The organism is Escherichia sp. 20412-1 (assembly GCF_003027595.1).
GTDB classification, from domain to species: Bacteria; Pseudomonadota; Gammaproteobacteria; order Enterobacterales; family Enterobacteriaceae; genus Escherichia; species Escherichia marmotae.
This window is the reverse complement of sequence record NZ_PYQM01000008.1, coordinates 38,605-64,471: the sequence shown is the minus strand read 5'-3', so window position 1 is coordinate 64,471 and position 25,867 is coordinate 38,605. Positions and strand designations below refer to the sequence as shown.

Below are 25,867 nucleotides of genomic sequence, written 5' to 3'. Positions count from 1 at the left end.
CCCGAGGCTACCTGGCGGATGTTCGCGGCAAAGCGTATCAGCGAACAACATCCGCCAGCGCTTCGTCTAAATCGTACCAGCGAAAAGCGAACACCGCTTCTTCCAGCCTTTTTGGCAGCGCACGTTGTCCGCCCAATACCAGAACCGATGATTCCCCCATCAGCAAGCGAATGGCTGCGGCAGGGACGCGCATAATCGCCGGGCGATGCAGTGCATGGCCTAGCGCGTGGGCAAATTGTTCATTGTGTACCGGATATGGCGAAACCATATTAAATGGTCCCCGCAGATCGTTATCCAGCAGCCAGAGAATACCGTTAACCATATCATCAATATGAATCCAGGGCAGATACTGCCGACCAGAGCCAATCGGACCTCCCAGACCAAGGCGAAACGGTGGCAGCATTTTGCTGAGGATACCGCCATCTGGTGCCAGCACCACACCGGTTCGTAGCAGGCATACTCGTGTTTTGTCACTTTGTGCCCGACAAGCTATTTCTTCCCAGCGGGCACAGAGTTTATGGGTAAATTCGTTATGCGGCGGTTCTTCTTCGGTGACCACCACTTCACCTAAATCGCCATAATATCCCGCCGCCGAGCCTGAAATAAGCACTGACGGCGGCGAGTCACTGGCGTTAATCAAATCCACCAGTTTTTGCGTGATATTCCAGCGACTTTGACAGAGGAGATCTTTTTGCTCGTGAGTCCAGCGTTTATCAGCAATGGGTTCACCAGCCAGGTTGACCACCACATCCACGCCGTTGAGATTGCGTTGATCGGCAAGCCCTTGCCATAGTGTCACCTGAGGGCCGAGGACGGAGCTGGCTTTCTGCGGGGTACGCGTCACCACCGTGACCTGATGCCCCAACTCCAGCAAACGAGGGATTAAATGACGACCAATTAATCCCGTCCCTCCGGTGATCACTATATTCATGCAGCCTCCCGATATGGCGGTTAACGCTGCCAGCTCAAGGTCATTGATACCGAATCGGCGTAGCGCAGCGCGTGAAGTTTATCGATCTCCACTTCAGCATACGTCACCCAGTGATGTTCACGTGCGATATCGAGCACATCCTGAGTTAATTTTTCCAGCAAAGAGAAACGGTTATTCTCTACATGCTGAATGATGTTTTTAGTAATGGTGCGATAATTCAGCGCGTCGTTAATATCTTCGCTGGTGCGCGCTTTATCGGCGGGGTAGTGGATCGTAACGTTGATAACAATATCCTGACGGTTGTTAATCTCTTCGTCTTTAATTCCGATAAACGTACGTAAACGAAGGTTCTTTATACGAATAATAGCGGCAGGTTGTGCCATTGCAGGTTCTCCGTTGTTTTATTTAGGATTAAATAATACACGAGAACCCGGTTCTGTTAACTATTCGAAATCTCATCATTTACTTGCGCTTTTAGCAGCGCCTGCCCGGTAGCAGGACGCGAACGGATTCGCTCATACCAGTTTTTTACTGCCGGATACATCGCGAGGTCAATGCGCTGGCGAGCCCAGGCATTGACCCACGGCCAGCAGGCAATATCTGCAATGCTGTAGTTTTCTCCGCCCAACCAGGGGGAGTTTTCCAACCGCTTATTCAGTACGTGATAGAGACGTTGGGTTTCAACCTGATAATGTTCAATTGCGTAAGGAATGCTTTGTGGTGCAGCGTGGTTAAAATGATGATTTTGCCCGAGCATCGGCCCCAGGCCGCCAACCTGCCAGAATAACCACTGTAATGTGGCGGCGCGTTCACGCGGTTCATGGCTCAAAAAGAGTCCTGTTTTCTCTGCCAGATACAACAAAATAGCCCCCGACTCAAACATGCTTAATGGTTTGCCGCCGTCAATTGGGGAGTGATCGACAATTGCCGGAATTTTATTGTTCGGTGAAATGCGCAAAAACTCCGGGCGAAACTGACTGCCTTTACCGAGGTCAACTTTGATTAAGCGATAATCCAGCCTTGCCTCTTCGAGAAACAACGTGATTTTGTGACCATTCGGTGTGGGGGCGAAATAGAGATCGATCATCGCAGCTCCGGTTATCTAATAATCTGAACATCTCAAGTATAGAAACCGTGGCGACTTGTGTGAGTTTTCATCACGTAACGGTGACAAAAAGGCTCTATAGTTTGATAGCAAGCCCATTTATCGCTGAGGACATAATGAGTAAACCCGCTATCACGCTTTGGTCAGATGCCCATTTTTTCTCCCCTTATGTGTTATCCGCCTGGGTGGCGTTGCAGGAAAAAGGTCTGCCTTTTCATATGAAGACCATCGACCTCGACAGCGGTGAACATTTGCAGCCGACGTGGCAAGGTTATGGGCAGACACGGCGCGTGCCGTTGTTACAAATTGATGATTTTGAGTTGAGTGAATCCTCTGCCATTGCAGAATATCTGGAGGACTGTTTTGCGCCGCCGACCTGGGAGCGTATTTATCCGCTTGATTTACAACACCGGGCGCGGGCACGGCAGATTCAGGCCTGGCTACGCAGCGATCTGATGCCCATCCGCGAAGAACGTTCTACGGATGTCGTTTTTGCCGGTGCGAAGAAAGCGCCACTATCGGCAATGGGAAAAGCCAGCGCGGAGAAACTGTTCGCGATGGCAGAACATTTACTGGCGCATGGTCAGCCGAATCTGTTTGGCGAATGGTGTATTGCGGATACTGATTTAGCGTTAATGATTAATCGTCTGGTACTACATGGTGATGAGGTGTCGGAACGTCTGGTGGATTATGCGGCATTCCAGTGGCAGCGGGCTTCAGTTCAGCGTTTTATTGCACTTTCAGCAAAGCAATCTGGCTGATAGCAACGACAGAATCCAGTATCATAGCTTACGTTTTTTCGACGAGGAGTGAGTGATGAAACTGATGTTTGCATCGGACATTCATGGGTCGTTACCGGCGACGGAACGTGTTCTGGATTTATTTGCCCAAAGCGGTGCCCAGTGGTTGGTGATTCTCGGAGACGTGCTGAATCATGGTCCGCGAAACGCCCTGCCTGAAGGGTATGCGCCAGCCAAAGTAGCCGAACGGCTGAATGAGATGGCGCATAACATTATCGCCGTGCGCGGCAACTGCGACAGCGAAGTGGACCAAATGCTACTGCATTTCCCGATAACCGCGCCGTGGCAACAGGTGTTACTGGAAAAACAACGTCTGTTTTTGACGCATGGCCATCTGTTTGGCCCGGATAATCTGCCTGCTTTAAACCAGAACGACGTGCTGGTGTATGGTCATACCCATCTACCAGTAGCGGAAAAGCGGGGGGATATTTTCCACTTTAACCCCGGTTCGGTAAGCATTCCGAAAGGCGGCTATCCGGCGAGTTATGGCACGCTGGATGATGACGTACTAAGCGTAATCGCACTCAATGATCAAAGTATCATTGCGCAGGTCGCGATTAATCCGTAATTTACCCCACAACTCAAAATGCGCCGTAAGAGCGCCAGAAAAAGAAGGTTTCCTGATAATGGAACAGCGTCGTTTGGCAAGTACTGAATGGGTGGATATTGTCAATGAAGAGAACGAAGTCATTGCACAAGCCAGCCGGGAACAAATGCGGGCACAGTGTCTGCGCCATCGTGCAACTTACATCGTTGTACATGATGGTATGGGCAAAATTCTTGTGCAGCGTCGTACCGAGACAAAAGACTTTTTACCCGGCATGTTAGATGCGACCGCAGGTGGCGTGGTCCAGGCCGATGAACAACTGCTGGAATCCGCACGTCGCGAGGCGGAAGAAGAGTTGGGCATTGCCGGAGTCCCCTTTGCCGAGCACGGGCAGTTCTATTTCGAAGATAAAAATTGCCGTGTCTGGGGCGCGTTATTCAGTTGTGTCTCCCACGGTCCTTTCGCTCTCCAGGAAGATGAAGTCAGTGAGGTTTGCTGGCTGACGCCGGAAGAAATTACCGCACGTTGCGATGAGTTCACACCAGACTCGCTGAAAGCCCTGGCATTGTGGATGAAGCGCAATGCCAGGAATGAAGTAGAAACGAAAGAAGATCCAGAAGAGGCTTAATAAGTTTCAGCAGCTTTCACGTAAACACAAACTGGGAGCGATGAGTACTTGATCGCTCCAGTTACCTTCTCTAATTCGTTCCAGCAAAGCCTTTCCTGCCTCCAGACCAATTTTCCTGTGAGGAACGGCCATTGTTGTTAATGGTGGTTGGCAAACTTTACTAACGTCACTGTCACCAAATCCCACTACGGCGAGATCGTCTGGTACTTTGATGCGTCTTCGTTGACATTCATACAGAACACCGCAGGCCAACTCATCTGACACACATACCAAGGCATCCAGTTCCGGCCATGCGAGTAAAAATTCCGGTAATTGTGATGCTCCGGTGGAAAAAACCGGTGGCAGAGCAGCGTTAATAACACGGTTGGGAGACATATGATGGCGTAACATAGCTTTATACCATCCCTGTAAATGCTGCTGAAAGATCCACTGTTCCTGGTTGGCGCATAGCAAACCGATATTCTGATAACCACGTTGTACCAGCATATCCGTCAGTTCGAACATTGCTGCGACATTATCAATGCCAATGTTCATATCAATCGGATCGGTACGAATGGCACCGATTTCCATAACGGGAATCGAGGCATTTTTGAGCCAGTTACGCACGGTATTATTATGCTCAACACTGAGCAAAATCGCTGCGGCGATATTAGAAGCCAGCAGAGTTTCCAGCAGTTTTTCTTCTTGCTCCAGACGATGGCGTGACTCAGCCAGGATTATCTGATACCCCGCTGGTTGTAGTACATGTTGCAGCCCGGCAAACATTTCCGTGCATCCTGCTTCAGCCAGGTTTGGTACGACCATTGCAATCGTGTGCGAAGATGCCGATGCCAGCGCGCTTGCAGTGAGGTTGGGCATGTACCCTAATTCATTAACTGCGGCTTCAATCTTCTCCCGCAGTTTATCGGAAACTTGTTCGGGAGTGCGTAACGCTCTGGATACAGTCATTGTGCCAACTCCTGCGAGTTGCGCGACATCGGCGATAGTGACTTTACCAGTACTACGACGTTTTCGGGTTATTGCCATACAAAATCCTGCTCAGCGACTACATATGGAGATCTTTTTTTACTTATCACCAACGGCTTCCTGTTGGTAGCAGAGTATACCCCTTAATTTCTGGTAGAAGTTTGGATTTCATCAGTGAAATCCGTTTTGATAGCGCTATCACAAATATGAATGATACATACTGATAGCGCTATCTTTGTGAGATTGATCTCAGATATGCCGCCGTTGCTTGCTTAAAGTCTGCTCATTGACACGGAAAATGAGGAGGACAAGTGCTTAATACCTGGCTTTCTGATTCAACAATCGCATTACGAAAGAATGTCACAACCTGGCAGCAAGCATTAGATATTTGTGCCAGACCGTTACTGGAGGCGGAGATAATTACGACGGATTATCTCAGTGCGATAAAAACACAACATGAAAAACTGGGGCCTTATTATGTCCTGGCGCCTGGGCTGGCAATGCCCCATGCCCGACCAGAAGAAGGTGCAAAAGGATTGGGGTTATCATTATTAAAACTCGAAGAAGGTGTCAGTTTTAATGCAGAGGAATTTGATCCTGTAGATGTCATCATTTTACTTGCCGCGCCAGATAAACACAGCCATATCGAAATGATATCTGCACTGGCTGAGTTATTCTCCAGTGAGAAGGATTTACAGGAATTGCATCAGGCTCGCAACCTGGAGGAAATAAAAACGATAATTTCACGATTCTAATTACATTCAAAATTCAGTCTTGTCACAACATTACGCCGTTGCGTGATGAGAACTTCTACAACTTAACATGGTGAATATAATGAAAATTATGGCTATTTGTGGCTCAGGGCTTGGTAGTAGTTTTATGGTCGAAATGAATATTAAAAAAGTTCTGAAAAAAATGGAGATAGAAGCGGAAGTGGAACATTCCGATCTCTCATCAGCAACGCCAGGGGCTGCCGATTTATTTGTGATGGCTAAAGATATTGCCGCCAGTGCCAGCGTACCGGAAAGTCAGTTGGTGGTTATCAACAACATCATTGATATTAATGAACTTGAAACGCAACTGCGTAACTGGTTCGCAAAACAATAACCTTAATTGAAGCGAGGTGGATATGTTTATCCTTGAAACGCTGAATTTTGTTGTTGATATACTCAAAGTACCCTCGGTACTGGTCGGCTTGATTGCCTTAATCGGTCTGGTTGCTCAGAAAAAAGCATTTTCAGATGTTGTTAAAGGCACAATTAAAACCATTCTCGGATTTATTGTTCTGGGCGGTGGTGCCACTGTTCTGGTTGGTTCTTTAAATCCGCTGGGTAGTATGTTTGAACATGCCTTTAATATTCAGGGTATCATTCCGAATAATGAGGCTATTGTTTCTATTGCGTTGGAAAAATATGGCGCGTCGACGGCGCTTATTATGGCATTTGGTATGGTAGCGAATATTATTGTTGCCCGCTTTACCCGCCTGAAATATATTTTTCTTACCGGACACCACACATTTTATATGGCCTGCATGATTGGTGTGATTCTGACAGTGGCTGGTTTTGAAGGTATATCACTGGTATTTACCGGTTCTCTTATTCTGGGATTAGTGATGGCGTTTTTCCCTGCGTTAGCACAACGTTACATGAGGCGTATTACCGGGAATGATGAAATCGCTTTTGGTCACTTTGGTACTTTGGGGTATGTACTCTCTGGCTGGATTGGCAGCATGTGCGGTAAAGGTTCGCGTTCCACCGAAGAGATGAATTTGCCCAAAAATCTGAGCTTCCTGCGCGATAGCTCCATCTCTATTTCCCTTACGATGATGGTGATTTATCTGATCATGGCGATCAGTGCGGGGCGCGAGTACGTTGAAAGCCAGTTTAGTGGCGGTCAAAACTACCTTGTCTACGCCATTATTATGGCCATCACCTTCGCCGCAGGCGTATTTATCATTCTGCAAGGTGTGCGTTTAATCCTTGCTGAAATTGTTCCGGCATTTACCGGATTTTCAGAAAAGCTGGTGCCGAATGCGCGTCCCGCCCTCGATTGTCCGGTTGTGTATCCGTATGCGCCAAATGCAGTGTTAGTTGGCTTCTTATTTAGCTTTCTTGGTGGTTTGGTGGGGCTATTTTTGTTGGGACAGATGAAACTGGTGCTGATTCTTCCTGGTGTCGTTCCTCACTTCTTCACCGGAGCAACTGCGGGTGTATTTGGTAATGCTACGGGTGGGCGTCGCGGCGCGATGATTGGTGCTTTTGCGAATGGTTTATTGATTACCTTCCTGCCAGTGCTGTTATTGCCAGTTCTGGGGGCGATAGGCTTTGCAAATACGACCTTTTCCGATGCGGATTTTGGTGCTGTCGGCATCGTTCTCGGGAACCTGGCGCGTTATCTCTCGCCTTTTGCCATAACCGGACTTGTAGTAGCGCTATTTGTGCTGCTGGTTGCCTGGAACATTTTCGCCAATAACAAACTCGCTGCCAAAGTGCAGGAGAAGAGCGGAGCCAAATCATGAATGTTAAAGAAGTGACACAACTTGCACGGGATATTCGTATCCAGACGCTTAAATCATTAACTCATCTTGGCTTTGGTCATTATGGTGGCAGCATGTCTGTTGTGGAAACGCTGGCAGTTCTTTATGGCGCGGTGATGAAAATTGATCCTGCTGATCCCGACTGGCCTGATCGTGACTATTTTGTATTGTCAAAAGGGCATGCCGGACCTGCGCTCTACAGTACTCTGGCGCTGAAAGGTTATTTTCCACTGGAAGAATTAAGCACCTTAAATCAGAACGGAACACGCTTACCAAGTCATCCGGATCGGCTAAAAACGCGTGGTGTTGATGCCACTACAGGATCGCTGGGGCAGGGGATATCCATTGCAGGAGGGATGGCGCTGTCGCATAAACTGGCGGGGCGCAAGAATCGGGTTTTTTGTATTGTTGGCGATGGTGAACTTAACGAAGGCCAATGTTGGGAAGCCTTCCAGTTTATTGCTCATCATCGTTTGAATAATCTCACTGTGTTTGTGGACTGGAACAAACAGCAGCTTGATGGCGAACTGGATGAAATTATTAATCCATTTGATTTAGAAGGAAAATTTCGCGCTTTCGGTTTTGATGTCGTGACAGTGAAGGGCGATGATATTGAGGGGTTGTTGAATGTAGTTAAACCTGTTCTACCAGCCGAGGCCAGACCGAGAGTAGTCATTCTCGATAGTATCAAAGGGCAGGGGGTAGCGTGTCTTGAGCAACTCAGTAATTCTCATCATTTACGCCTCACGGAAGAAATGAAGGAGATGCTAAACGAAACAATTCGCCAACTGGAGGCCATGCATGATTAAGCTCGCACCGGCAGGACAAAAAGACAGCATCGAGATGCGCAAAATTTATGCAGGCTTTATTGCGCAACAGATTGAAAACGGTAATTCTGTCATTGCCCTTGAGGCTGATTTAATGAGTTCCATGGCAATGGACAGCGTGGCGCGGGATTATCCACAGTACGTCATTAATTGCGGCATTATGGAAGCTAATGTTATCGGCACTGCTGCAGGGCTGGCCTTAACCGGGCGCAAGCCATTCGTGCATACCTTTACCGCATTTGCCAGTCGTCGCTGTTTTGATCAGCTCTTTATGTCGCTTGATTACCAGCGTGCTAATGTCAAAGTGATTGCTTCTGATGCGGGTGTTACCGCTTGCCACAATGGCGGGACACATATGTCATTTGAAGATATGGGAATTGTGCGTGGGCTGGCGCATTCGGTGGTGATGGAGATGACCGATGCGGTGATGTTTAGTGATATTTTACGCCAGCTTGTAGAGCTTGATGGGTTTTACTGGGTTCGTACGATCCGTAAGCAAGCGACAAGTATTTATTCTCCTGGGACAACCTTCTCTATTGGTAAAGGCAATGTACTGCGTGAAGGTACTGACATCACGCTGATTGCTAATGGCATTATGGTGGCTGAAGCCCTGGAGGCCGCACGTCAACTGGAACAGAGCGGTGTAAGTGCGGCAGTAATTGATATGTTTACTCTTAAACCTGTTGACCGAATGTTGATTAAAAATTATGCCGAGAAAACGGGGCGTATTGTGACCTGTGAAAACCATAGTATTCACAATGGGCTAGGGTCAGCCGTTGCCGAGGTATTAGTCGAAAGTTGCCCAATACCAATGCGTCGCGTGGGCGTGAAGGAGCGTTATGGTCAGGTTGGAACTCAGGACTTTTTACAGAGAGAGTACGGGTTAACCGCGCATGATATTGTGGCGGCAGCCAGAGAGCTATTGTAATCAGTTCCCCTTGCCAGAGACTGGCAAGGGGATTATTGACTTAATGGTAACCCATTAACTGAGCGCCTATCACCACGACGCTGGACATAATAAACAGCAGTCCAAGCAGTGTTGCACCCACTTTCAGCCAGTTACGGAAATCTACCCGGCAAACACCGAGCGTCGCCATTAACGAAGCCGAGGTCGGGTAAATGATATGGCTGAAGCCATCGCCAAACTGGAACGCCAGCACGGTAACCTGACGGTTAACGCCAACCAGATCGCCAAGCGGTGCCAGTAAAGGCATGGTTAACGCTGCCTGACCAGAACCGGATGTCACAAAGAAATTGAATACCGCCTGGAAGAGCAGCATAAACCAGGCCGCGACCGCGTTATCCAGGCCGCTAATGGCATTGGCAATGCTATTGAGAATAGTATTCAGCACGCTGGCATCACCCGCTTCGCCATTGCCAACCAGCAGTAAAATCCCTTTGGCAAAACCGACCAGCAGTGCAGGAGCAATCATCATTCTCGCCCCTTCGGTAAATGACGAGGCCATGGTGTTAACGGTCATACCGTTAAGGCGGAAGGCAACGCCGATGATGCCAATCACCAGACCCATAGTGAAGAACTGGCTGGCAATCTCTGGAATAAACCAGGCGTTAACGATCACGCCCCAAATCACCCAGATCATGACGGCGGTCAGGACAATCAATACCAGCCAGTCACCGAAAGTGAACGGCCGCTGTTCAACATCAGCTTGTTTTTCGCGGAAGAAGCGATCGGAATCATGCACGCGTGACAACAAAGGATTCTTTTTCACCCGTGAGGCGTACACCATGGTAAAGATGAGGCCAATCAGAGTGGCGATAACCCACACCACAATGCGCAACCCGGAGCCGGAAAGGACAGGAACGCCAGCAATCCCCTGGGCGACAACCACGCAGAACGGGTTCATCCACGAGCTGGCAAAACCGATTTGCGTTGCGATGTAGGTTACCAGGACGGTGGTAATACTGTCGTAACCCAGGCGTACCATTAGTGGGGCAATGATGATGGCAAAGGCGACGGCCTCTTCCCCCATGCCAAATACCGCACCGCCGAGTGAAAAGAGAATAAACAGTGCCGGAATGAAAAGAATTTCATTCCCTCGAGTGTGGCGGATAAGCGCGAGAATCCCGTTATCAATGGTTCCTGTGCGCATCACGATACCAAACGCGCCGCCAATCACCAGCATAAACATGATGATGCCAACGGCTGTCCCATATTTCGAGCCAGAGGTTAGCCCTTCAAACGGGAAGTTCATCAAACCAGGGCGTTCATCTCCCGTCGTGAACAGTTGTACTCGGTGATACTCGGGTTCGCCTGCCTCGTTGGTCAGAATGCGAAATGAGTGAGGATCTACAACTTTGCGAGTCTTCGTCTGACCATCAACCTGATATTGCACTTCCTGACTGTCAAACATTCCCACCGGAACAACCCAGGTGGCGAGACTGGTTAAAATAGCAACAAAAAAGATAATCACCAACGTATCGGGCATTGCCCATCTTCTGGTTGGTTTGGATTCAGTTATTGCGGACATAGCGCAAATTTTCCCTTGCACAAGACAAAGTGGTAAGTATGCAAAGTGAGATGGCGCAATTCATTGATGCAGCGCAGTTAAGCAAGATAATCAGAAAGGAGTAATGCAAATTAAGAGAATAAAAAACCGGAAATAGTGACTATTTCCGGTTCAGATATCCGCAGCGCATGGCTGCGGATAATGACGAGATTACTGCTGCTGTGCAGACTGAATCGCGGTCAGTGCGATGGTATAGACGATATCGTCAACCAGTGCGCCACGGGACAGGTCGTTAACCGGCTTGCGCATACCCTGCAGCATCGGCCCGATGGAGATCAGGTCGGCAGAACGCTGTACCGCTTTGTAAGTGGTGTTACCGGTGTTCAGATCCGGGAAGATGAACACGGTAGCGCGACCTGCAACCGGAGAGTTCGGCGCTTTAGATTTCGCAACGTCAGCCATTACCGCAGCGTCGTACTGCAGAGGACCGTCGATCATCAGGTCAGGACGTTTTTCCTGAGCCAGACGAGTTGCTTCGCGAACTTTCTCTACGTCACTACCTGCACCAGAAGTACCGGTGGAGTAGGAGAGCATAGCCACGCGCGGTTCGATACCGAAAGCAGCGGCGGAATCAGCAGACTGAATTGCGATTTCAGCCAGTTGTTCTGCGGTCGGATCCGGGTTGATCGCGCAGTCACCGTAAACGTAAACCTGCTCCGGCAGCAGCATGAAGAACACGGAAGATACCAGAGAGCTGCCCGGTGCAGTTTTGATCAACTGCAGCGGCGGACGGATGGTGTTTGCGGTGGTGTGAACAGCACCGGAAACCAGACCATCAACTTCATCCTGTTCCAGCATCAGCGTGCCGAGAACCACGTTGTCTTCCAACTGTTCGCGTGCAACAGTTTCGGTCATGCCTTTGTTCTTACGCAGTTCGACCAGACGAGCAACATAGTTTTCGCGAACCACTTCTGGATCAACGATTTCAATGCCTGCGCCCAGTTCTACGCCCTGAGACGCTGCAACGCGGTTGATCTCTGCCGGGTTACCCAGCAGTACGCACGTTGCGATACCACGTTCGGCACAGATAGCGGCTGCTTTAACGGTACGCGGTTCGTCGCCTTCCGGCAGAACGATACGTTTGCCTGCTTTGCGTGCCAGTTCGGTCAGTTGATAACGGAACGCTGGCGGAGACAGACGACGGCTGCGTTCGGAAGTTGCAGTCAGGGAATCGATCCAGTCAGCGTTGATGTAGTTAGCAACGTATTCCTGAACTTTCTCGATGCGCTCGTGATCGTCAACCGGAACTTCCAGGTTGAAGCTTTGCAGGCTCAGAGAGGTTTGCCAGGTGTTGGTGTTCACCATGAATACCGGCAGGCCGGTAGCGAAAGCACGTTCGCACAGTTTAGAAATGCGCGCGTCCATTTCATAGCCGCCAGTCAGCAGCAGAGCACCGATTTCTACGCCGTTCATTGCAGCCAGACAAGCGGCAACCAGTACGTCAGGACGGTCTGCGGAAGTCACCAGCAGAGAGCCGGCACGGAAGTGCTCCAGCATGTGCGGAATGCTGCGTGCGCAGAAAGTCACAGATTTCACGCGGCGAGTGTTGATGTCGCCTTCGTTGATGATGGTGGCGTTCAGGTGGCGTGCCATATCGATCGCACGAGTTGCGATCAGATCAAAGCTCCACGGCACAGCGCCGAGAACCGGCAGCGGGCTGGAGTCTTGCAGCTTCGCCGGATCAACATTGTTGACTTTCGCTTTGGAAGAGTCATCGAAAATCTCAGACAGATCCGGGCGAGTACGACCCTGCTCATCAACCGGAGCATTCAGTTTGTTAACGATAACGCCAGTGATATTGGTGTTTTTTGCACCGCCGAAGCTGTTGCGAGTCAGTTCGATACGCTCTTTCAACTGCTCCGGGGTATCTGTGCCCTGAGACATAACGAAGACGATTTCCGCGTTCAGCGTTTTGGCGATTTCGTAGTTCAGAGACTGGGCAAACTGGTGCTTACGTGTCGGGACCAGACCTTCAACCAGAACCACTTCGGCATCTTTGGTGTTGGCGTGGTAGTTCGCGACGATCTCTTCCATCAGCACATCTTTCTTATTGCTGGAAAGCAGACCTTCAACGTAACTCATTTTCAGCGGTTCAGCGGCTGTCGTGGTGGAAGAACTCGCACGCACGATAGTCGTTGTCTGATCGGGCGCATCGCCACCGGTACGCGGCTGAGCGATAGGTTTAAAAACGCTCAGACGAACGCCTTTGCGTTCCATTGCACGGATCACGCCAAGACTGACGCTGGTCAGACCGACGCTGGTTCCGGTAGGGATCAGCATAATAATACGGGACACGGTTTATCCTCTTTCGTTACCGCCAGTTTGGCGGGTTACAAAACAGCACCGCCAGCAGGGCTGGCGGTGTGGAATCAGGCGGTCAGGCGGCAGGCGTCTTGCGCGATAACCAGCTCTTCGTTGGTCGGGATCACAACAGCAGGGCGGGTGCCTTCTTTGTTGATGAAACCAGATTTGCCGAAACGTGCAGCCAGGTTGCGTTCATGATCAACCTCAAAGCCCAGCACGCCCAGTTTGCCCAGAGACAGTTCACGAACCATCGCGGCATTTTCACCGATACCACCGGTGAATACAACTGCGTCCAGACGACCATCCATCAGCGCAGTGTATGCACCGATGTACTTCGCCAGGCGATGGCAGTAAACGTCCATTGCGCGCTTCGCGTCTTCTTTCGTCGCGTAGTTGTCTTCAACATAGCGGCAATCGCTGGTTACTTCGGTCAGACCTAGCAGGCCAGACTCTTTGGTCAGCATTTTGTTGATTGCGTCAACGCTCATGCCGAGGGTGTCGTGCAGGTGGAAGATGATAGCCGGGTCGATATCGCCAGAGCGAGTACCCATTACCAGACCTTCCAGCGGGGTCAGACCCATAGAGGTGTCAACGCATTTGCCGTTGCGGATAGCAGAAACGGAACCACCGTTGCCCAGGTGGCAGGTGATGATGTTCAGCTCTTCTACCGGTTTGTTCAGCATTTTCGCCGCTTCCTGGGTTACATAGAAGTGGCTGGTGCCGTGTGCGCCGTAACGACGAATGCCGTGCTCTTTGTACAGGTTGTACGGCAGGGCGTAGAGGTAAGACTCTTCCGGCATAGTCTGGTGGAACGCGGTGTCGAACACAGCAACGTTTTTGTCTTTCAGTTGCGGGAAAGATTTCAGTGCTTCTTCGATACCAATCAGGTGAGCCGGGTTGTGCAGCGGTGCAAAAGAAGCTGCATCTTTGATACCCTGAATAACAGACTCATCGATCACTACGGAGCTGGTATACTTCTCGCCGCCGTGTACGATACGGTGACCGATAGCAGTCAGTTGCGCAGAAAGTTCTGGTTTTTGTGCCAGAATAGTATTAACGATAAAGTTGAGCGCTTCGCTGTGAGCGGCGCCTGCACCTAGAGCCGCTTCTTGTTTATTGCCGTCCATTTTCCATTTGATGCGTGCTTCGGGCAGGTGAAAACATTCGGCTAAACCAGAAAGGTACTCTTCACCATTTACTGCATCGATGATTGCAAATTTCAGTGAAGAACTACCGCAGTTCAGAACCAGTACTAACTTACTCGACATGGAAGTACCTATAATTGATACGTGGCTAAAAAAACGTCAGGGAGCCATAGAGCGTAGCGCATGATGACGCTGACATTTATGATTAACATCATGCACTGCAAATTTTTTTTGCATGATGGAATAAATATCTTGAGTCTATGCCATTTTGCGTAATTTTCAGCCAATGGCATAATGTATATGAATTTGACGACTCAATGAATATGTACTACTTAGGCCTTCAGGCCGCTAAAGGATACCTGATAGTGGGTATGGAAGACAAAATGTTTTGAACGTTGTCCCGCTGAGTTGTGAATTTGCACAAATTTTTGAATATTTATATGTGAAGTTGAGGTGAAGCATGTCAACGCCGGATAATCGTTCTGTTAATTTTTTTAGTTTGTTCCGCCGGGGACAGCACTACTCGAAGACGTGGCCGCTGGAAAAACGCCTTGCCCCGGTGTTTGTTGAAAATCGCGTTATTAAGATGACGCGTTATGCGATCCGCTTTATGCCGCCGATCGCCGTATTTACTCTCTGCTGGCAGATTGCGCTGGGCGGTCAGCTTGGTCCGGCAGTTGCTACAGCATTGTTCGCTCTGAGTTTACCGATGCAGGGATTGTGGTGGCTGGGCAAGCGTTCCGTTACGCCATTACCGCCAGCGATCCTGAGTTGGTTTTATGAAGTTCGCGGTAAATTGCAGGAAGCCGGGCAAGCGTTAGCACCGGTAGAAGGCAAGCCTGACTATCAGGCATTAGCTGACACGCTTAAGCGCGCCTTCAAACAACTGGATAAAACTTTCCTTGATGATTTGTAATTGATCCCTGATTACGCATATAAAAGAAGGCAGACATCGGCCTTCTTTTTTTTCACCGTAGTAAAGTGATACAGGAGTCAACAATGGAAATGACCAACGCGCAACGTCTTATTTTGTCTAACCAGTACAAAATGATGACTATGCTCGATCCGGCAAATGCTGAACGTTACCGTCGCTTGCAAACAATCATTGAGCGTGGCTATGGGTTACAGATGCGCGAGCTGGATCGCGAGTTTGGCGAGCTGAAAGAAGAAACCTGCCGCACTATCATCGACATTATGGAGATGTATCACGCGCTGCATGTTTCCTGGTCTAATTTGCAGGATCAGCAAGCTATCGATGAACGCCGTGTCACTTTCCTCGGCTTCGACGCCGCTACTGAAGCGCGTTATCTCGGTTATGTACGCTTTATGGTTAATGTCGAAGGGCGTTACACGCATTTTGACGCCGGAACTCATGGCTTTAATGCCCAGACACCAATGTGGGAGAAATATCAGCGCATGTTGAACGTCTGGCATTCCTGCCCGCGTCAGTATCATTTGAGTACCAACGAAATTAATCAAATCATTAACGCCTGAGGAGGCCTGCGTGCGGTGCAAAGGTTTTCTGTTTGATCTTGATGGTACGTTAGTGGACTCCCTGCCTGCGGTAGAGCGGGCGTGGAGCAACTGGGCGAAACGGCATGGGCTAACGCCGGAAGAGGTGCTTGCTTTTATTCACGGTAAACAGGCAATAACGTCTCTGCGTCACTTTATGGCGGGGAAAACCGAGGCAGAAATTGCCGCCGAGTTTACGCGTCTGGAACAAATCGAGGCCACGGAAACCGAAGGCATTACCGCGCTCCCGGGGGCGATAGCTTTACTCAATCATTTGAATAAAGCGGGTATTCCGTGGGCAATTGTCACTTCAGGTTCTATGCCAGTTGCGCGAGCGCGCCATAAAGTGGCCGGACTTCCTGCGCCGGAGGTGTTTGTTACCGCTGAACGGGTTAAGCGTGGAAAACCTGAGCCGGATGCGTATCTGTTAGGCGCGCAACTGCTGGGGCTTGCGCCGCAGGAATGTGTGGTAGTGGAAGATGCTCCCGCTGGCTTGCTTTCTGGTCTGGCGGCAGGTTGCCATGTTATTGCTGTTAATGCACCGGCAGACACCCCGCGTCTGAATGAGGTAGATTTGGTCCTTCATAGTCTGGAGCAAATTACCGTGACCAAACAGCCAAATGGTGACGTTATTATTGCGTGAAACGCCAGATCATGATTTAGCCCCGTCCCGACGGGGCTTTTTTGTGGCAGAATCAAACCATCCCCCTCAATTAACAAGGATACGTTGTGAACGGTGAATTGATTTGGGTTCTCTCATTGCTGGCGATTGCGATAGTCTTGTTTGCGACGGGCAGAGTGCGTATGGATGCTGTCGCTTTGTTTGTCATTGTCGCGTTTGCATTAAGCGGTACGCTGACTATCACCGAAGTCTTTTCCGGCTTTTCCGATCCTAACGTTGTGCTGATCGCCGCCCTGTTTATTATTGGCGATGGTTTAGTTCGTACAGGCGTTGCAACCGTGATGGGGACATGGCTGGTCAAAGTTGCGGGCAGCAGTGAAATCAAAATGTTGGTTTTACTGATGCTGACAGTTGCCGGTCTTGGCGCGTTTATGAGTTCAACCGGCGTCGTCGCTATCTTTATTCCTGTTGTGTTAAGTGTTGCTATGCGTATGCAGACGTCGCCGTCGCGCCTGATGATGCCATTGAGTTTTGCCGGACTGATAAGCGGCATGATGACGCTGGTGGCGACGCCGCCTAACCTGGTGGTGAACAGTGAGCTGCTACGTGAAGGCTATCATGGTTTCAGTTTCTTTAGCGTAACCCCTATCGGCCTGGTCGTATTGATACTTGGCATTTTATACATGCTAGTGATGCGCTTTATGCTAAAAGGGGATACCCAGGCTCCGCAGCGCGAAGGCTGGACGCGTCGCACCTTCCGCGATCTCATTCGTGAATACCGTCTTACTGGGCGTGCGCGTCGTCTGGCTATTCGTCCCGGTTCACCGATGATTGGCCAACGACTGGACGATCTCAAATTGCGTGAACGTTATGGCGCAAACGTCATTGGTGTTGAACGCTGGCGGCGTTTTCGTCGCGTTATCGTGAACGTGAACGGGGTGTCTGAATTCCGCGCGCGTGACGTTTTGCTTATTGATATGTCTGCGGCTGACGTCGATCTCCGTCAATTTTGTAGTGAACAATTGCTGGAGCCGATGGTTTTGCGCGGCGAGTATTTTTCCGATCAGGCTCTTGATGTCGGTATGGCAGAAATTTCATTAATTCCCGAGTCAGAGCTTATTGGCAAATCGGTGCGTGAAATTGGCTTTCGTACCCGCTACGGACTAAATGTGGTGGGGCTGAAACGCAACGGTGTGGCGCTGGAAGGTTCGCTGGCGGATGAGCCTCTGCTGTTGGGTGACATTATTCTGGTGGTCGGTAACTGGAAGCTTATCGGTATGTTGGCAAAACAAGGCCGCGACTTTGTGGCGTTAAACTTACCGGAAGAGGTGAGTGAAGCATCGCCCGCTCACAGTCAGGCACCCCATGCCATTTTCTGCCTGGTGTTGATGGTGGCGTTAATGTTGACCGATGAAATTCCTAATCCAGTTGCGGCTATCATTGCCTGCCTGCTGATGGGCAAATTCCGCTGTATCGATGCTGAAAGCGCCTATAAGTCTATTCACTGGCCGAGCATTATTTTGATCGTTGGGATGATGCCGTTTGCTGTGGCATTGCAAAAAACCGGTGGCGTCGCGCTGGCGGTGAAAGGATTAATGGATATTGGCGGTGGTTACGGGCCGCATATGATGCTGGTCTGTTTGTTTGTCTTGTCGGCGGTTATAGGCTTGTTTATCTCTAACACTGCGACGGCGGTGTTGATGGCCCCGATTGCGCTGGCTGCTGCCAAAACTATGGGCGTATCGCCTTACCCTTTTGCCATGGTAGTGGCGATGGCAGCATCCGCTGCCTTTATGACACCAGTCTCTTCACCCGTTAACACATTGGTTTTAGGGCCGGGGAATTACAGCTTCAGTGATTTTGTGAAGCTGGGGGTTCCGTTTACCATTATTGTGATGGCGGTTTGCGTGGTGATGATCCCGATGCTGTTTCCGTTTTGACGAGCTCCTGATGTCGCCACCGACGTAGGCCTGATGCGACGCTGGCGCGTCTTATCAGGCCTACGTCGGCTTACAGCGGTGAATCCTGGCTAATCTCATCGAGAGACAGATGGAAGCTGGGAACAAACACTTCCATAAAGTAGTCCATCTCCTGACTGCGGCGCGATTCAAGCGTCGTTTCCAGCCGCGTTTTTGCCAGTAAGAACTCATTATTGCCGGCTGCGAGTTCCTCCAGGCATTTCAGATACGCACACAGCGCATCTGCCTGTTTAACCAGCGACTTTTCTTCATCGCTATACGCATGTTCATCGATTAATGGTGCAAAAATATCCCGCAACTCCTCCGGAACCATATCGACCAGTTTTTGCTGAGCGATTTTCTCAATGGCTTTATATTCCTGGGCGATTTGCGAGTTGAAGTATTTCACCGGAGTAGGAAGATCACCAGTGAGCACTTCAGAGGCATCGTGGTACATCGCCAGCAACGCGATACGTTCTTCATTAACCTGGCCGCCAAATTTGCGATTCTTGATGGCTGCCAGCGCATGGGCGACCATCGCTACCTGCAAACTGTGTTCGGACACATTTTCAGTCCGCACGTTACGCATCAACGGCCAGCGGTTAATGAGCTTCAGGCGGGAGAGGTGGGCAAAAAAATGGCTCTGTTTCATAGCGACCTTACGAGTGATGGCATCATGAGGTCATTGTGGGGGGATAACACTGCCGGATGCAATCTCCGGCAGTGAATTTAAGATTACAACTGATGATAACCAGAAAGGAAACGAGCGAACTTGCTCAAGGACAGTTCGATATCATCAACACGCGGCAGCGTGACAATGCGGAAGTGATCCGGCCACGGCCAGTTAAATGCGGTTCCCTGTACCAGCAGAACTTTTTCCTGCAACAGGAAATCCAGCACCATTTTCTGGTCGTCGTGAATATTAAAGCGTTTGGCGTCTATTTTCGGGAACATGTATAGCGCGCCGCGAGGTTTTACGCAGGAAACGCCAGGAATATCATTAATCAACTCCCACGCACGGTTACGCTGCTCGTAAAGACGCCCGCCTGGCATGATAAACTCGCTGATGCTCTGATAGCCGCCCAGCGCTGTCTGTATCGCGTGTTGCGCGGGAACGTTGGCGCACAGCCGCATTGAGGCCAGCATTTCCAGACCTTCGATATAACCTTTGGCGTGTTTTTTCGGCCCGTTCAGCACCATCCAGCCCTGGCGGAATCCCGCAACACGATACGTTTTCGACAGCCCGTTAAAGGTAATGGTCAGCAGGTCAGGAGCCAACGGCGCGATCGAGTGATGCTCGGCGTCGTCGTAGAGGATTTTATCGTAAATTTCATCAGCGAAGATAATGAGGTTATGCTGACGCGCAATCTCCACAATCTCCATTAATAGCTCTTTGGAATAAACCGCGCCTGTTGGGTTGTTCGGGTTGATAATAACAATGCCGCGCGTGCGTGGCGTAATTTTGGCGCGAATGTCATCGAGATCCGGGAACCAGTCAGAGGATTCATCGCAAAGATAGTGCACCGCTTTACCGCCTGAGAGCGAAACTGCCGCTGTCCATAGCGGGTAATCAGGTGCAGGAACCAACATCTCATCCCCACTGTTCAGCAATGCTTGCATTGCCTGAACGATAAGCTCCGATACACCATTTCCGATGTAAATATCTTCCACGGTAACATCACGCATGCCACGTGCCTGGTAATGCTGCATGATAGCCTTACGCGCAGAATAGAGGCCTTTTGAATCGCAATAACCCTGAGCTGTCGGGAGGTTGCGTATCACGTCAACCAGAATCTCATCGGGAGCGTCAAAACCGAACGGGGCTGGGTTGCCGATGTTCAGTTTCAATACCTTATTACCTTCTTCTTCCAGGCGTTTTGCTTCTTTCAGCACCGGACCACGGATGTCATAACAGACATTCTCTAATTTGCTGGATTTTTCAATGGGTGACATGAATCTTGACCTTTTTTGCTGTTATCGCCACTCCCTGCCGTGGAAGTCAGCTTAGAACAATGTACTCCCCCGAGGCGGCGTTTTGAAGTTCTGCAGAACAAGATTTTGCCAGGAGAGAAAGCGGAATTGTGCTGTTAATAACTTAATAATCGTTAAATAATAAGATGCATATACTTAATAAATGAGATTTAGTAGTGATTTATTCTGTGTATTAATTCAGGATGTGGTTTTTTTACCTGTTAGATAAATGTGTAAAATTTCTTCGGCTTAAGAAATCACGAACATAAAGCATTCATGATATTTTCGTTATAAGTGAAACATTAACAGAGTAGTGATCGCCGGTGGGGCATATAGGTGGTGACGGAGGAAATTATTGTTAAGAGGAATTAATGTATGCAGGTGGTGCTAATTAATTATTATTTAATATTCAAAAAGACTTTGTTGTGCATATTAATAATAGAAGATTACTTTGCCTAACATAACATAACTTTGCATCAGATAATTCGCAATGACCCTTATAAATAAAAGGTTTTTAGGGTAAAATGCTTGCTTTAATGACGGAACACCTGCTTTGATGCAGGCTTACTCTCGCTATTTGTTCGCGCTCATGTTCGAGCCGCACCGTTGCGAGAGAGTGGAGCAAGGACCAACATTTACATTTACATTTACATTTACACAAACTCGCGCATGTCATAAATAGAAAAGAGTGAGTAACTTAATAGATATGCGATTCCTGAAGATATATTCTGTGATCTACTTCAGGCATTATAACGGAACAATGTGAGCCACATTTTTTAGTGCAACTCATATGCATTTTTACTTTCGTCCGGGTTCCGGATGAAACTGCCAGGGAGGCACATTACAAATGGAATTGCTTGTTTGTGTGTGCACAGCATTAACCAGCTCAGTATGAGCCGCCAGTAAGTGATAATATATGATAAGTGCAAATCGTCCGATAATTAACCTCGACCTCGATCTGCTGAGAACATTTGTTGCTGTTGCCGATCTGAACACTTTTGCTGCCGCAGCTTCCGCTGTGTGTCGTACTCAGTCCGCTGTTAGTCAGCAAATGCAACGTCTGGAACAACTCGTTGGGAAAGAACTGTTCGCTCGGCATGGTCGCAACAAACTGTTGACTGAACATGGTATTCAGCTTCTTGGCTACGCCAGGAAAATCCTGCGTTTCAATGATGAGGCTTGCTCATCATTGATGTTCAGTAATCTTCAGGGCGTGTTAACTATCGGTGCTTCAGATGAATCTGCTGATACGATCTTACCTTTCCTGCTCAATCGCGTAAGCTCGGTTTATCCGAAACTTGCGCTGGATGTCCGCGTTAAGCGCAATGCCTATATGGCAGAAATGCTGAAGTCCCAGGAAGTGGATTTAATGGTTACCACTCATCGTCCTGATACCTTTAAGGCGTTGAATCTGCGTACTTCTCCAACACACTGGTATTGCGCTGCGGAATATGTATTGCAAAAAGGTGAACCGATCCCTCTTGTGCTGCTGGATGATCCTAGTCCGTTCCGTGACATGGTTCTGGCAACGCTCAATAAAGCGGATATTCCCTGGCGTCTGGCTTATGTCGCCTCTACGCTACCGGCGGTTCGTGCTGCAGTAAAAGCGGGCCTTGGTGTGACGGCAAGACCGGTTGAGATGATGAGTCCTGACCTGCGCGTTTTGAGTGCGGTAGATGGTTTACCACCACTACCAGATACCGAATATTTGCTGTGCTATGATCCGTCCTGCGACAATGAGTTGGCGCAGGTGATATACCAGGCCATGGAGAGTTATCACAACCCGTGGCAATACAACCCGTTGACTGCTCAGGAAGGGGACGATTCCCTGTTGATTGAAGGGGATTACGAATAATCTCCAGGCAATAACAATTCAGTAAAAAACGCCATTGGTGATTAATAAAACGCCAGTGGCTTTTTTTTACAATAAAACCTTACGAATGTTCCCGACAACGAACAAAAATGTTCATTTTTCAATCACCAGCCATTCCCCACGCTAACGAACAAAAAATCGCCTGAAAAAAATCTCCTGCTACAATAATGTTAAAAAATGAGTAAAATTATTGCTGTGTTTTTGTTATGGATTAACAAAAGCGTGTCACAGATCAAGAAAATACTCTCTTTTGGGGGGAGGAATCGTCACCAATTCCTGTCAAAATAGGCCCGTATTTTTTCCATTGCTTCACAACGGACACGATTCAACAACATCTAATTTTCCTGGAGTTGTCAACAATCTGGGGGTAAAGGCATTAAATGCAAAAGTTGTTGATATCATGTAAATTAATGTGAAGAAACCTTTGTTAAAGTTGACAAAAGGTTATAGAAAGGAGTAAAAGACCACATCAATTAGCTGTATAAAATAGTTTCTACAGCGATTGTAAGGTTTTTTTTATTCCTCCCCATGAATCGATGTGGCGTCCATCTGCCGTGAAGAGCAGTGAATCTGGCGCTACTTTTGATGAGTAAGCAATGAGTATGTCAACATCCACTGAAGTCATCGCTCATCACTGGGCATTCGCTATCTTTCTTATCGTTGCCATTGGCCTGTGTTGCCTGATGTTGATTGGCGGTTGGTTTTTAGGCGGTCGCGCGCGCGCGAGGTCAAAAAACGTGCCGTTTGAATCAGGTATCGACTCGGTCGGCTCCGCCCGCTTACGCCTGTCTGCCAAGTTTTATCTGGTGGCCATGTTCTTCGTTATCTTCGACGTTGAAGCGCTGTATCTGTTCGCATGGTCAACTTCCATTCGCGAAAGCGGCTGGATTGGCTTTGTAGAAGCGGCAATTTTTATTTTTGTGTTACTGGCAGGTCTGGTTTATCTGGTGCGTATTGGCGCGCTGGACTGGACGCCCGCGCGTTCACGCCGCGAGCGTGTGAACCCGGAAACGAACAGTATCGCTAATCGTCAACGCTAACCGCGAGGCATTAAGATGGATTATACGCTCACCCGCATAGATCCCAACGGTGAGAACGACCGTTACCCCCTGCAAAAGCAGGAGATCGTAACCGACCCTCTGGAGCAAGAAGTTAATAAAAACGTGTTTATGGGCAAGCTCAATGACATGGTTAACTGGGGTCGTAAAAACTCAATTTGGCCGTATAACTTCGGTCTTTCCTGCTGTTACGTTGAGATGGTGACCTCGTTTACCGCGGTTCATGACGTGGCGCGTTTTGGCGCAGAAGTATTGCGTGCTTCGCCGCGTCAGGCTGACCTGATGGTGGTGGCTGGAACCTGTTTTACCAAAATGGCGCCAGTTATTCAGCGTCTCTATGACCAGATGCTGGAGCCGAAGTGGGTTATCTCCATGGGCGCATGTGCGAACTCCGGCGGTATGTACGATATTTATTCCGTTGTGCAGGGTGTTGATAAATTCATTCCGGTTGATGTGTATATCCCGGGTTGCCCGCCGCGTCCTGAAGCGTACATGCAGGCACTGATGCTATTGCAGGAATCTATCGGCAAAGAACGTCGCCCGCTCTCCTGGGTGGTTGGCGATCAGGGCGTATATCGCGCCAATATGCAATCAGAGCGCGAACGCAAGCGCGGTGAACGCATTGCCGTTACCAACCTGCGCACACCTGACGAGATTTAATTTGCGCCTGTCGGCAAAGGCATTTTTCTTCGCTTATTCCTAAATCTATTTCGCGAAGTTAACTACGCCGACAGTCACCACGGACCATATGCAATGGTGAACAATATGACCGACTTAACCGCGCAAGAACCCGCCTGGCAGACCCGTGATCATCTTGATGATCCGGTGATTGGCGAACTGCGCAACCGTTTTGGGCCGGATGCCTTTACTGTTCAGGCGACTCGCACCGGGGTTCCCGTTGTGTGGATCAAGCGTGAACAATTACTGGAAATTGGCGATTTCTTAAAGAAACTGCCGAAACCTTACGTCATGCTGTTTGACTTACACGGCATGGACGAGCGTTTGCGCACACACCGCGAAGGGTTACCTGCCGCCGATTTTTCCGTTTTCTACCATCTGATTTCGATCGATCGCAACCGCGACATCATGCTAAAGGTGGCGCTGGCAGAAAACGATCTACATGTGCCGACTTTTACCAAACTGTTCCCGAACGCCAACTGGTATGAGCGCGAAACCTGGGATCTGTTTGGCATTACTTTCGACGGTCACCCGAACTTGCGTCGCATCATGATGCCGCAAACCTGGAAAGGTCACCCGCTGCGTAAAGATTACCCGGCGCGTGCTACCGAATTCTCGCCGTTTGAGCTGACCAAAGCCAAACAGGATCTGGAGATGGAAGCCCTGACCTTCAAACCGGAAGAGTGGGGGATGAAGCGCGGCACCGAAAACGAGGACTTCATGTTCCTCAACCTCGGTCCGAACCACCCGTCGGCGCACGGGGCTTTCCGTATCGTTCTGCAGCTCGATGGTGAAGAGATTGTCGACTGCGTACCAGACATCGGCTATCACCACCGTGGCGCGGAGAAAATGGGCGAACGCCAGTCCTGGCATAGTTACATACCGTACACCGACCGTATCGAATACCTCGGCGGTTGCGTTAACGAAATGCCATACGTGCTGGCGGTAGAAAAACTGGCCGGGATCACCGTGCCGGATCGCGTTAACGTAATCCGCGTAATGCTTTCCGAATTGTTCCGCATCAATAGCCACCTGCTGTATATCTCCACCTTTATTCAGGACGTCGGTGCAATGACGCCAGTGTTCTTTGCCTTTACCGATCGTCAGAAAATCTACGATCTGGTGGAAGCAATCACTGGTTTCCGTATGCATCCGGCGTGGTTCCGTATTGGCGGTGTGGCGCATGACCTGCCGCGAGGCTGGGATCGCTTGCTGCGTGAGTTCCTTGACTGGATGCCGAAACGTCTGGCTTCTTACGAGAAAGCCGCGCTGCGTAACACCATCCTGATTGGCCGTTCCAAAGGCGTTGCCGCCTACGACGCGAAAGAGGCGCTGGAGTGGGGCACCACAGGTGCTGGCTTGCGTGCCACCGGGATCGACTTCGACGTGCGTAAGGCGCGTCCTTATTCTGGCTATGAAAACTTCGACTTTGAAATCCCGGTCGGTGGTGGCGTTTCTGACTGCTACACCCGCGTAATGCTGAAAGTGGAAGAGCTGCGCCAGAGTCTGCGCATTCTTGAGCAGTGCCTCAACAACATGCCGGAAGGCCCGTTCAAAGCGGATCACCCGCTGACTACGCCGCCGCCGAAAGAGCGCACGCTGCAACATATCGAAACCCTGATCACCCACTTCCTGCAAGTGTCGTGGGGGCCGGTGATGCCTGCCAATGAGTCCTTCCAGATGATTGAGGCGACCAAAGGGATCAACAGTTACTACCTGACCAGTGACGGTAGCACCATGAGTTATCGCACCCGTATCCGCACCCCGAGTTATGCGCATTTGCAGCAAATTCCGGCGGCGATCCGCGGCAGCCTGGTGTCTGACCTGATTGTTTATCTGGGCAGTATCGATTTTGTTATGTCAGATGTGGACCGCTAA

The 25,867-nt window shown here is 49.6% G+C and carries 25 protein-coding genes; 16 read left to right on the top strand and 9 right to left on the bottom strand.

Annotation, left to right across the window (positions count from 1 at the left end; translation table 11 throughout):
• Positions 1 to 37 precede the first annotated feature (37 nt).
• The 3 genes from C7B16_RS08175 to yfcG are packed head-to-tail and all read right to left on the bottom strand — an operon-like array spanning position 38 to position 2,018.
• Positions 38 to 931 (bottom strand): TIGR01777 family oxidoreductase, encoded by an 894-nt coding sequence (locus C7B16_RS08175; protein ID WP_107179558.1) that lies wholly within the window; start codon positions 929 to 931, stop codon positions 38 to 40.
• A 20-nt stretch (positions 932 to 951) separates the two neighbouring features.
• Positions 952 to 1,314: a dihydroneopterin triphosphate 2'-epimerase gene (folX, locus tag C7B16_RS08170; protein WP_016249014.1), complete on the bottom strand. Its 363-nt coding sequence runs from the start codon at positions 1,312 to 1,314 to the stop codon at positions 952 to 954.
• Positions 1,315 to 1,370: 56 nt separating this feature from the next.
• A complete protein-coding gene (gene yfcG, locus C7B16_RS08165) occupies positions 1,371 to 2,018 on the bottom strand; it encodes a GSH-dependent disulfide bond oxidoreductase (protein WP_107179557.1) in 648 nt (215 codons plus the stop codon).
• 134 nt (positions 2,019 to 2,152) lie between these two features.
• On the opposite strand from yfcG, the gene yfcF reads away from it, so the two are divergent.
• Genes yfcF through yfcD form a run of 3 tightly spaced genes read left to right on the top strand, consistent with a single transcriptional unit; the run spans position 2,153 to position 4,011 of the window.
• Entirely contained in the window at positions 2,153 to 2,797 is a 645-nt protein-coding gene (yfcF, locus tag C7B16_RS08160; protein ID WP_000042426.1) for a glutathione transferase, read from the top strand.
• 55 nt (positions 2,798 to 2,852) lie between these two features.
• Positions 2,853 to 3,404, top strand: a complete 552-nt coding sequence (gene yfcE / locus C7B16_RS08155) for a phosphodiesterase (protein WP_001516787.1) — start codon at positions 2,853 to 2,855, stop codon at positions 3,402 to 3,404.
• Positions 3,405 to 3,462: 58 nt separating this feature from the next.
• The gene (gene yfcD, locus C7B16_RS08150; protein ID WP_000437936.1) at positions 3,463 to 4,011 is read left to right on the top strand and encodes an NUDIX hydrolase YfcD; all 549 of its coding nucleotides are present in this window, start codon (positions 3,463 to 3,465) and stop codon (positions 4,009 to 4,011) included.
• Positions 4,012 to 4,017: 6 nt separating this feature from the next.
• Here yfcD and C7B16_RS08145 read toward each other — a convergent pair whose 3' ends face one another.
• Positions 4,018 to 5,037, bottom strand: coding sequence for a LacI family DNA-binding transcriptional regulator (locus tag C7B16_RS08145; RefSeq protein ID WP_001516786.1), 1,020 nt, complete (start codon positions 5,035 to 5,037; stop codon positions 4,018 to 4,020).
• Between the two features lie 251 nt (positions 5,038 to 5,288).
• Here C7B16_RS08145 and C7B16_RS08140 point away from each other — a divergent pair, with 251 nt between their 5' ends.
• The 5 genes from C7B16_RS08140 (at position 5,289) to C7B16_RS08120 (ending at position 9,268) form a co-directional block, all read left to right on the top strand.
• Positions 5,289 to 5,732 carry a PTS sugar transporter subunit IIA gene (locus C7B16_RS08140; RefSeq protein WP_000935564.1) on the top strand — a complete coding sequence of 148 codons (444 nt, stop codon included), beginning with the start codon at positions 5,289 to 5,291 and terminating at the stop codon, positions 5,730 to 5,732.
• A 79-nt stretch (positions 5,733 to 5,811) separates the two neighbouring features.
• The gene (locus tag C7B16_RS08135; protein ID WP_000699821.1) at positions 5,812 to 6,084 is read left to right on the top strand and encodes a PTS sugar transporter subunit IIB; all 273 of its coding nucleotides are present in this window, start codon (positions 5,812 to 5,814) and stop codon (positions 6,082 to 6,084) included.
• A 22-nt stretch (positions 6,085 to 6,106) separates the two neighbouring features.
• Positions 6,107 to 7,495: a PTS ascorbate transporter subunit IIC gene (locus C7B16_RS08130; RefSeq protein ID WP_001516785.1), complete on the top strand. Its 1,389-nt coding sequence runs from the start codon at positions 6,107 to 6,109 to the stop codon at positions 7,493 to 7,495.
• The gene (locus C7B16_RS08125) at positions 7,492 to 8,322 is read left to right on the top strand and encodes a transketolase (protein ID WP_001101102.1); all 831 of its coding nucleotides are present in this window, start codon (positions 7,492 to 7,494) and stop codon (positions 8,320 to 8,322) included. Before C7B16_RS08130 ends, C7B16_RS08125 begins: the two co-directional genes overlap by 4 nt.
• Positions 8,315 to 9,268, top strand: a complete 954-nt coding sequence (locus C7B16_RS08120) for a transketolase family protein (protein ID WP_000593041.1) — start codon at positions 8,315 to 8,317, stop codon at positions 9,266 to 9,268. The genes C7B16_RS08125 and C7B16_RS08120 overlap by 8 nt, the downstream gene beginning before the upstream one ends.
• 40 nt (positions 9,269 to 9,308) lie before the next feature.
• Here the strand turns inward: C7B16_RS08120 and yfcC are convergent, their stop codons facing one another.
• The 3 genes from yfcC to ackA form a co-directional block, all read right to left on the bottom strand.
• Positions 9,309 to 10,829 carry a putative basic amino acid antiporter YfcC gene (yfcC, locus tag C7B16_RS08115; protein WP_032141354.1) on the bottom strand — a complete coding sequence of 507 codons (1,521 nt, stop codon included), beginning with the start codon at positions 10,827 to 10,829 and terminating at the stop codon, positions 9,309 to 9,311.
• A gap of 189 nt (positions 10,830 to 11,018) precedes the next feature.
• Positions 11,019 to 13,163 carry a phosphate acetyltransferase gene (gene pta / locus C7B16_RS08110; protein ID WP_000086737.1) on the bottom strand — a complete coding sequence of 715 codons (2,145 nt, stop codon included), beginning with the start codon at positions 13,161 to 13,163 and terminating at the stop codon, positions 11,019 to 11,021.
• Positions 13,164 to 13,237: 74 nt separating this feature from the next.
• Positions 13,238 to 14,440 (bottom strand): acetate kinase, encoded by a 1,203-nt coding sequence (gene ackA, locus C7B16_RS08105; RefSeq protein ID WP_000095712.1) that lies wholly within the window; start codon positions 14,438 to 14,440, stop codon positions 13,238 to 13,240.
• Positions 14,441 to 14,777: 337 nt separating this feature from the next.
• On the opposite strand from ackA, the gene yfbV reads away from it, so the two are divergent.
• The 4 genes from yfbV to C7B16_RS08085 all read left to right on the top strand — a co-directional run bounded on the left by yfbV (position 14,778) and on the right by C7B16_RS08085 (position 18,391).
• Complete coding sequence (yfbV, locus tag C7B16_RS08100; RefSeq protein ID WP_000106629.1) at positions 14,778 to 15,233, top strand: terminus macrodomain insulation protein YfbV; 456 nt, start codon at positions 14,778 to 14,780, stop codon at positions 15,231 to 15,233.
• 83 nt (positions 15,234 to 15,316) lie between these two features.
• On the top strand, positions 15,317 to 15,811 hold the full coding sequence (locus C7B16_RS08095) for a YfbU family protein (protein WP_000426118.1): 495 nt from the start codon (positions 15,317 to 15,319) through the stop codon (positions 15,809 to 15,811).
• Between the two features lie 10 nt (positions 15,812 to 15,821).
• Positions 15,822 to 16,472: a hexitol phosphatase HxpA gene (hxpA, locus tag C7B16_RS08090; protein WP_001203379.1), complete on the top strand. Its 651-nt coding sequence runs from the start codon at positions 15,822 to 15,824 to the stop codon at positions 16,470 to 16,472.
• Between the two features lie 86 nt (positions 16,473 to 16,558).
• Positions 16,559 to 18,391 carry an SLC13 family permease gene (locus C7B16_RS08085; RefSeq protein ID WP_105276151.1) on the top strand — a complete coding sequence of 611 codons (1,833 nt, stop codon included), beginning with the start codon at positions 16,559 to 16,561 and terminating at the stop codon, positions 18,389 to 18,391.
• 70 nt (positions 18,392 to 18,461) lie between these two features.
• Here C7B16_RS08085 and yfbR read toward each other — a convergent pair whose 3' ends face one another.
• Both yfbR and alaA read right to left on the bottom strand, forming a co-directional pair.
• Positions 18,462 to 19,061 (bottom strand): 5'-deoxynucleotidase, encoded by a 600-nt coding sequence (gene yfbR, locus C7B16_RS08080; protein ID WP_000813873.1) that lies wholly within the window; start codon positions 19,059 to 19,061, stop codon positions 18,462 to 18,464.
• An 83-nt stretch (positions 19,062 to 19,144) separates the two neighbouring features.
• Complete coding sequence (gene alaA / locus C7B16_RS08075) at positions 19,145 to 20,362, bottom strand: alanine transaminase AlaA (protein WP_000074519.1); 1,218 nt, start codon at positions 20,360 to 20,362, stop codon at positions 19,145 to 19,147.
• Between the two features lie 934 nt (positions 20,363 to 21,296).
• On the opposite strand from alaA, the gene lrhA reads away from it, so the two are divergent.
• The 4 genes from lrhA to nuoC all read left to right on the top strand — a co-directional run bounded on the left by lrhA (position 21,297) and on the right by nuoC (position 25,867).
• Complete coding sequence (lrhA, locus tag C7B16_RS08070; protein WP_001516780.1) at positions 21,297 to 22,235, top strand: transcriptional regulator LrhA; 939 nt, start codon at positions 21,297 to 21,299, stop codon at positions 22,233 to 22,235.
• A gap of 614 nt (positions 22,236 to 22,849) precedes the next feature.
• Complete coding sequence (nuoA, locus tag C7B16_RS08065) at positions 22,850 to 23,293, top strand: NADH-quinone oxidoreductase subunit NuoA (protein WP_000062991.1); 444 nt, start codon at positions 22,850 to 22,852, stop codon at positions 23,291 to 23,293.
• A gap of 15 nt (positions 23,294 to 23,308) precedes the next feature.
• Complete coding sequence (gene nuoB, locus C7B16_RS08060; protein WP_000386733.1) at positions 23,309 to 23,971, top strand: NADH-quinone oxidoreductase subunit NuoB; 663 nt, start codon at positions 23,309 to 23,311, stop codon at positions 23,969 to 23,971.
• Between the two features lie 93 nt (positions 23,972 to 24,064).
• A complete protein-coding gene (nuoC, locus tag C7B16_RS08055) occupies positions 24,065 to 25,867 on the top strand; it encodes an NADH-quinone oxidoreductase subunit C/D (RefSeq protein ID WP_107179556.1) in 1,803 nt (600 codons plus the stop codon).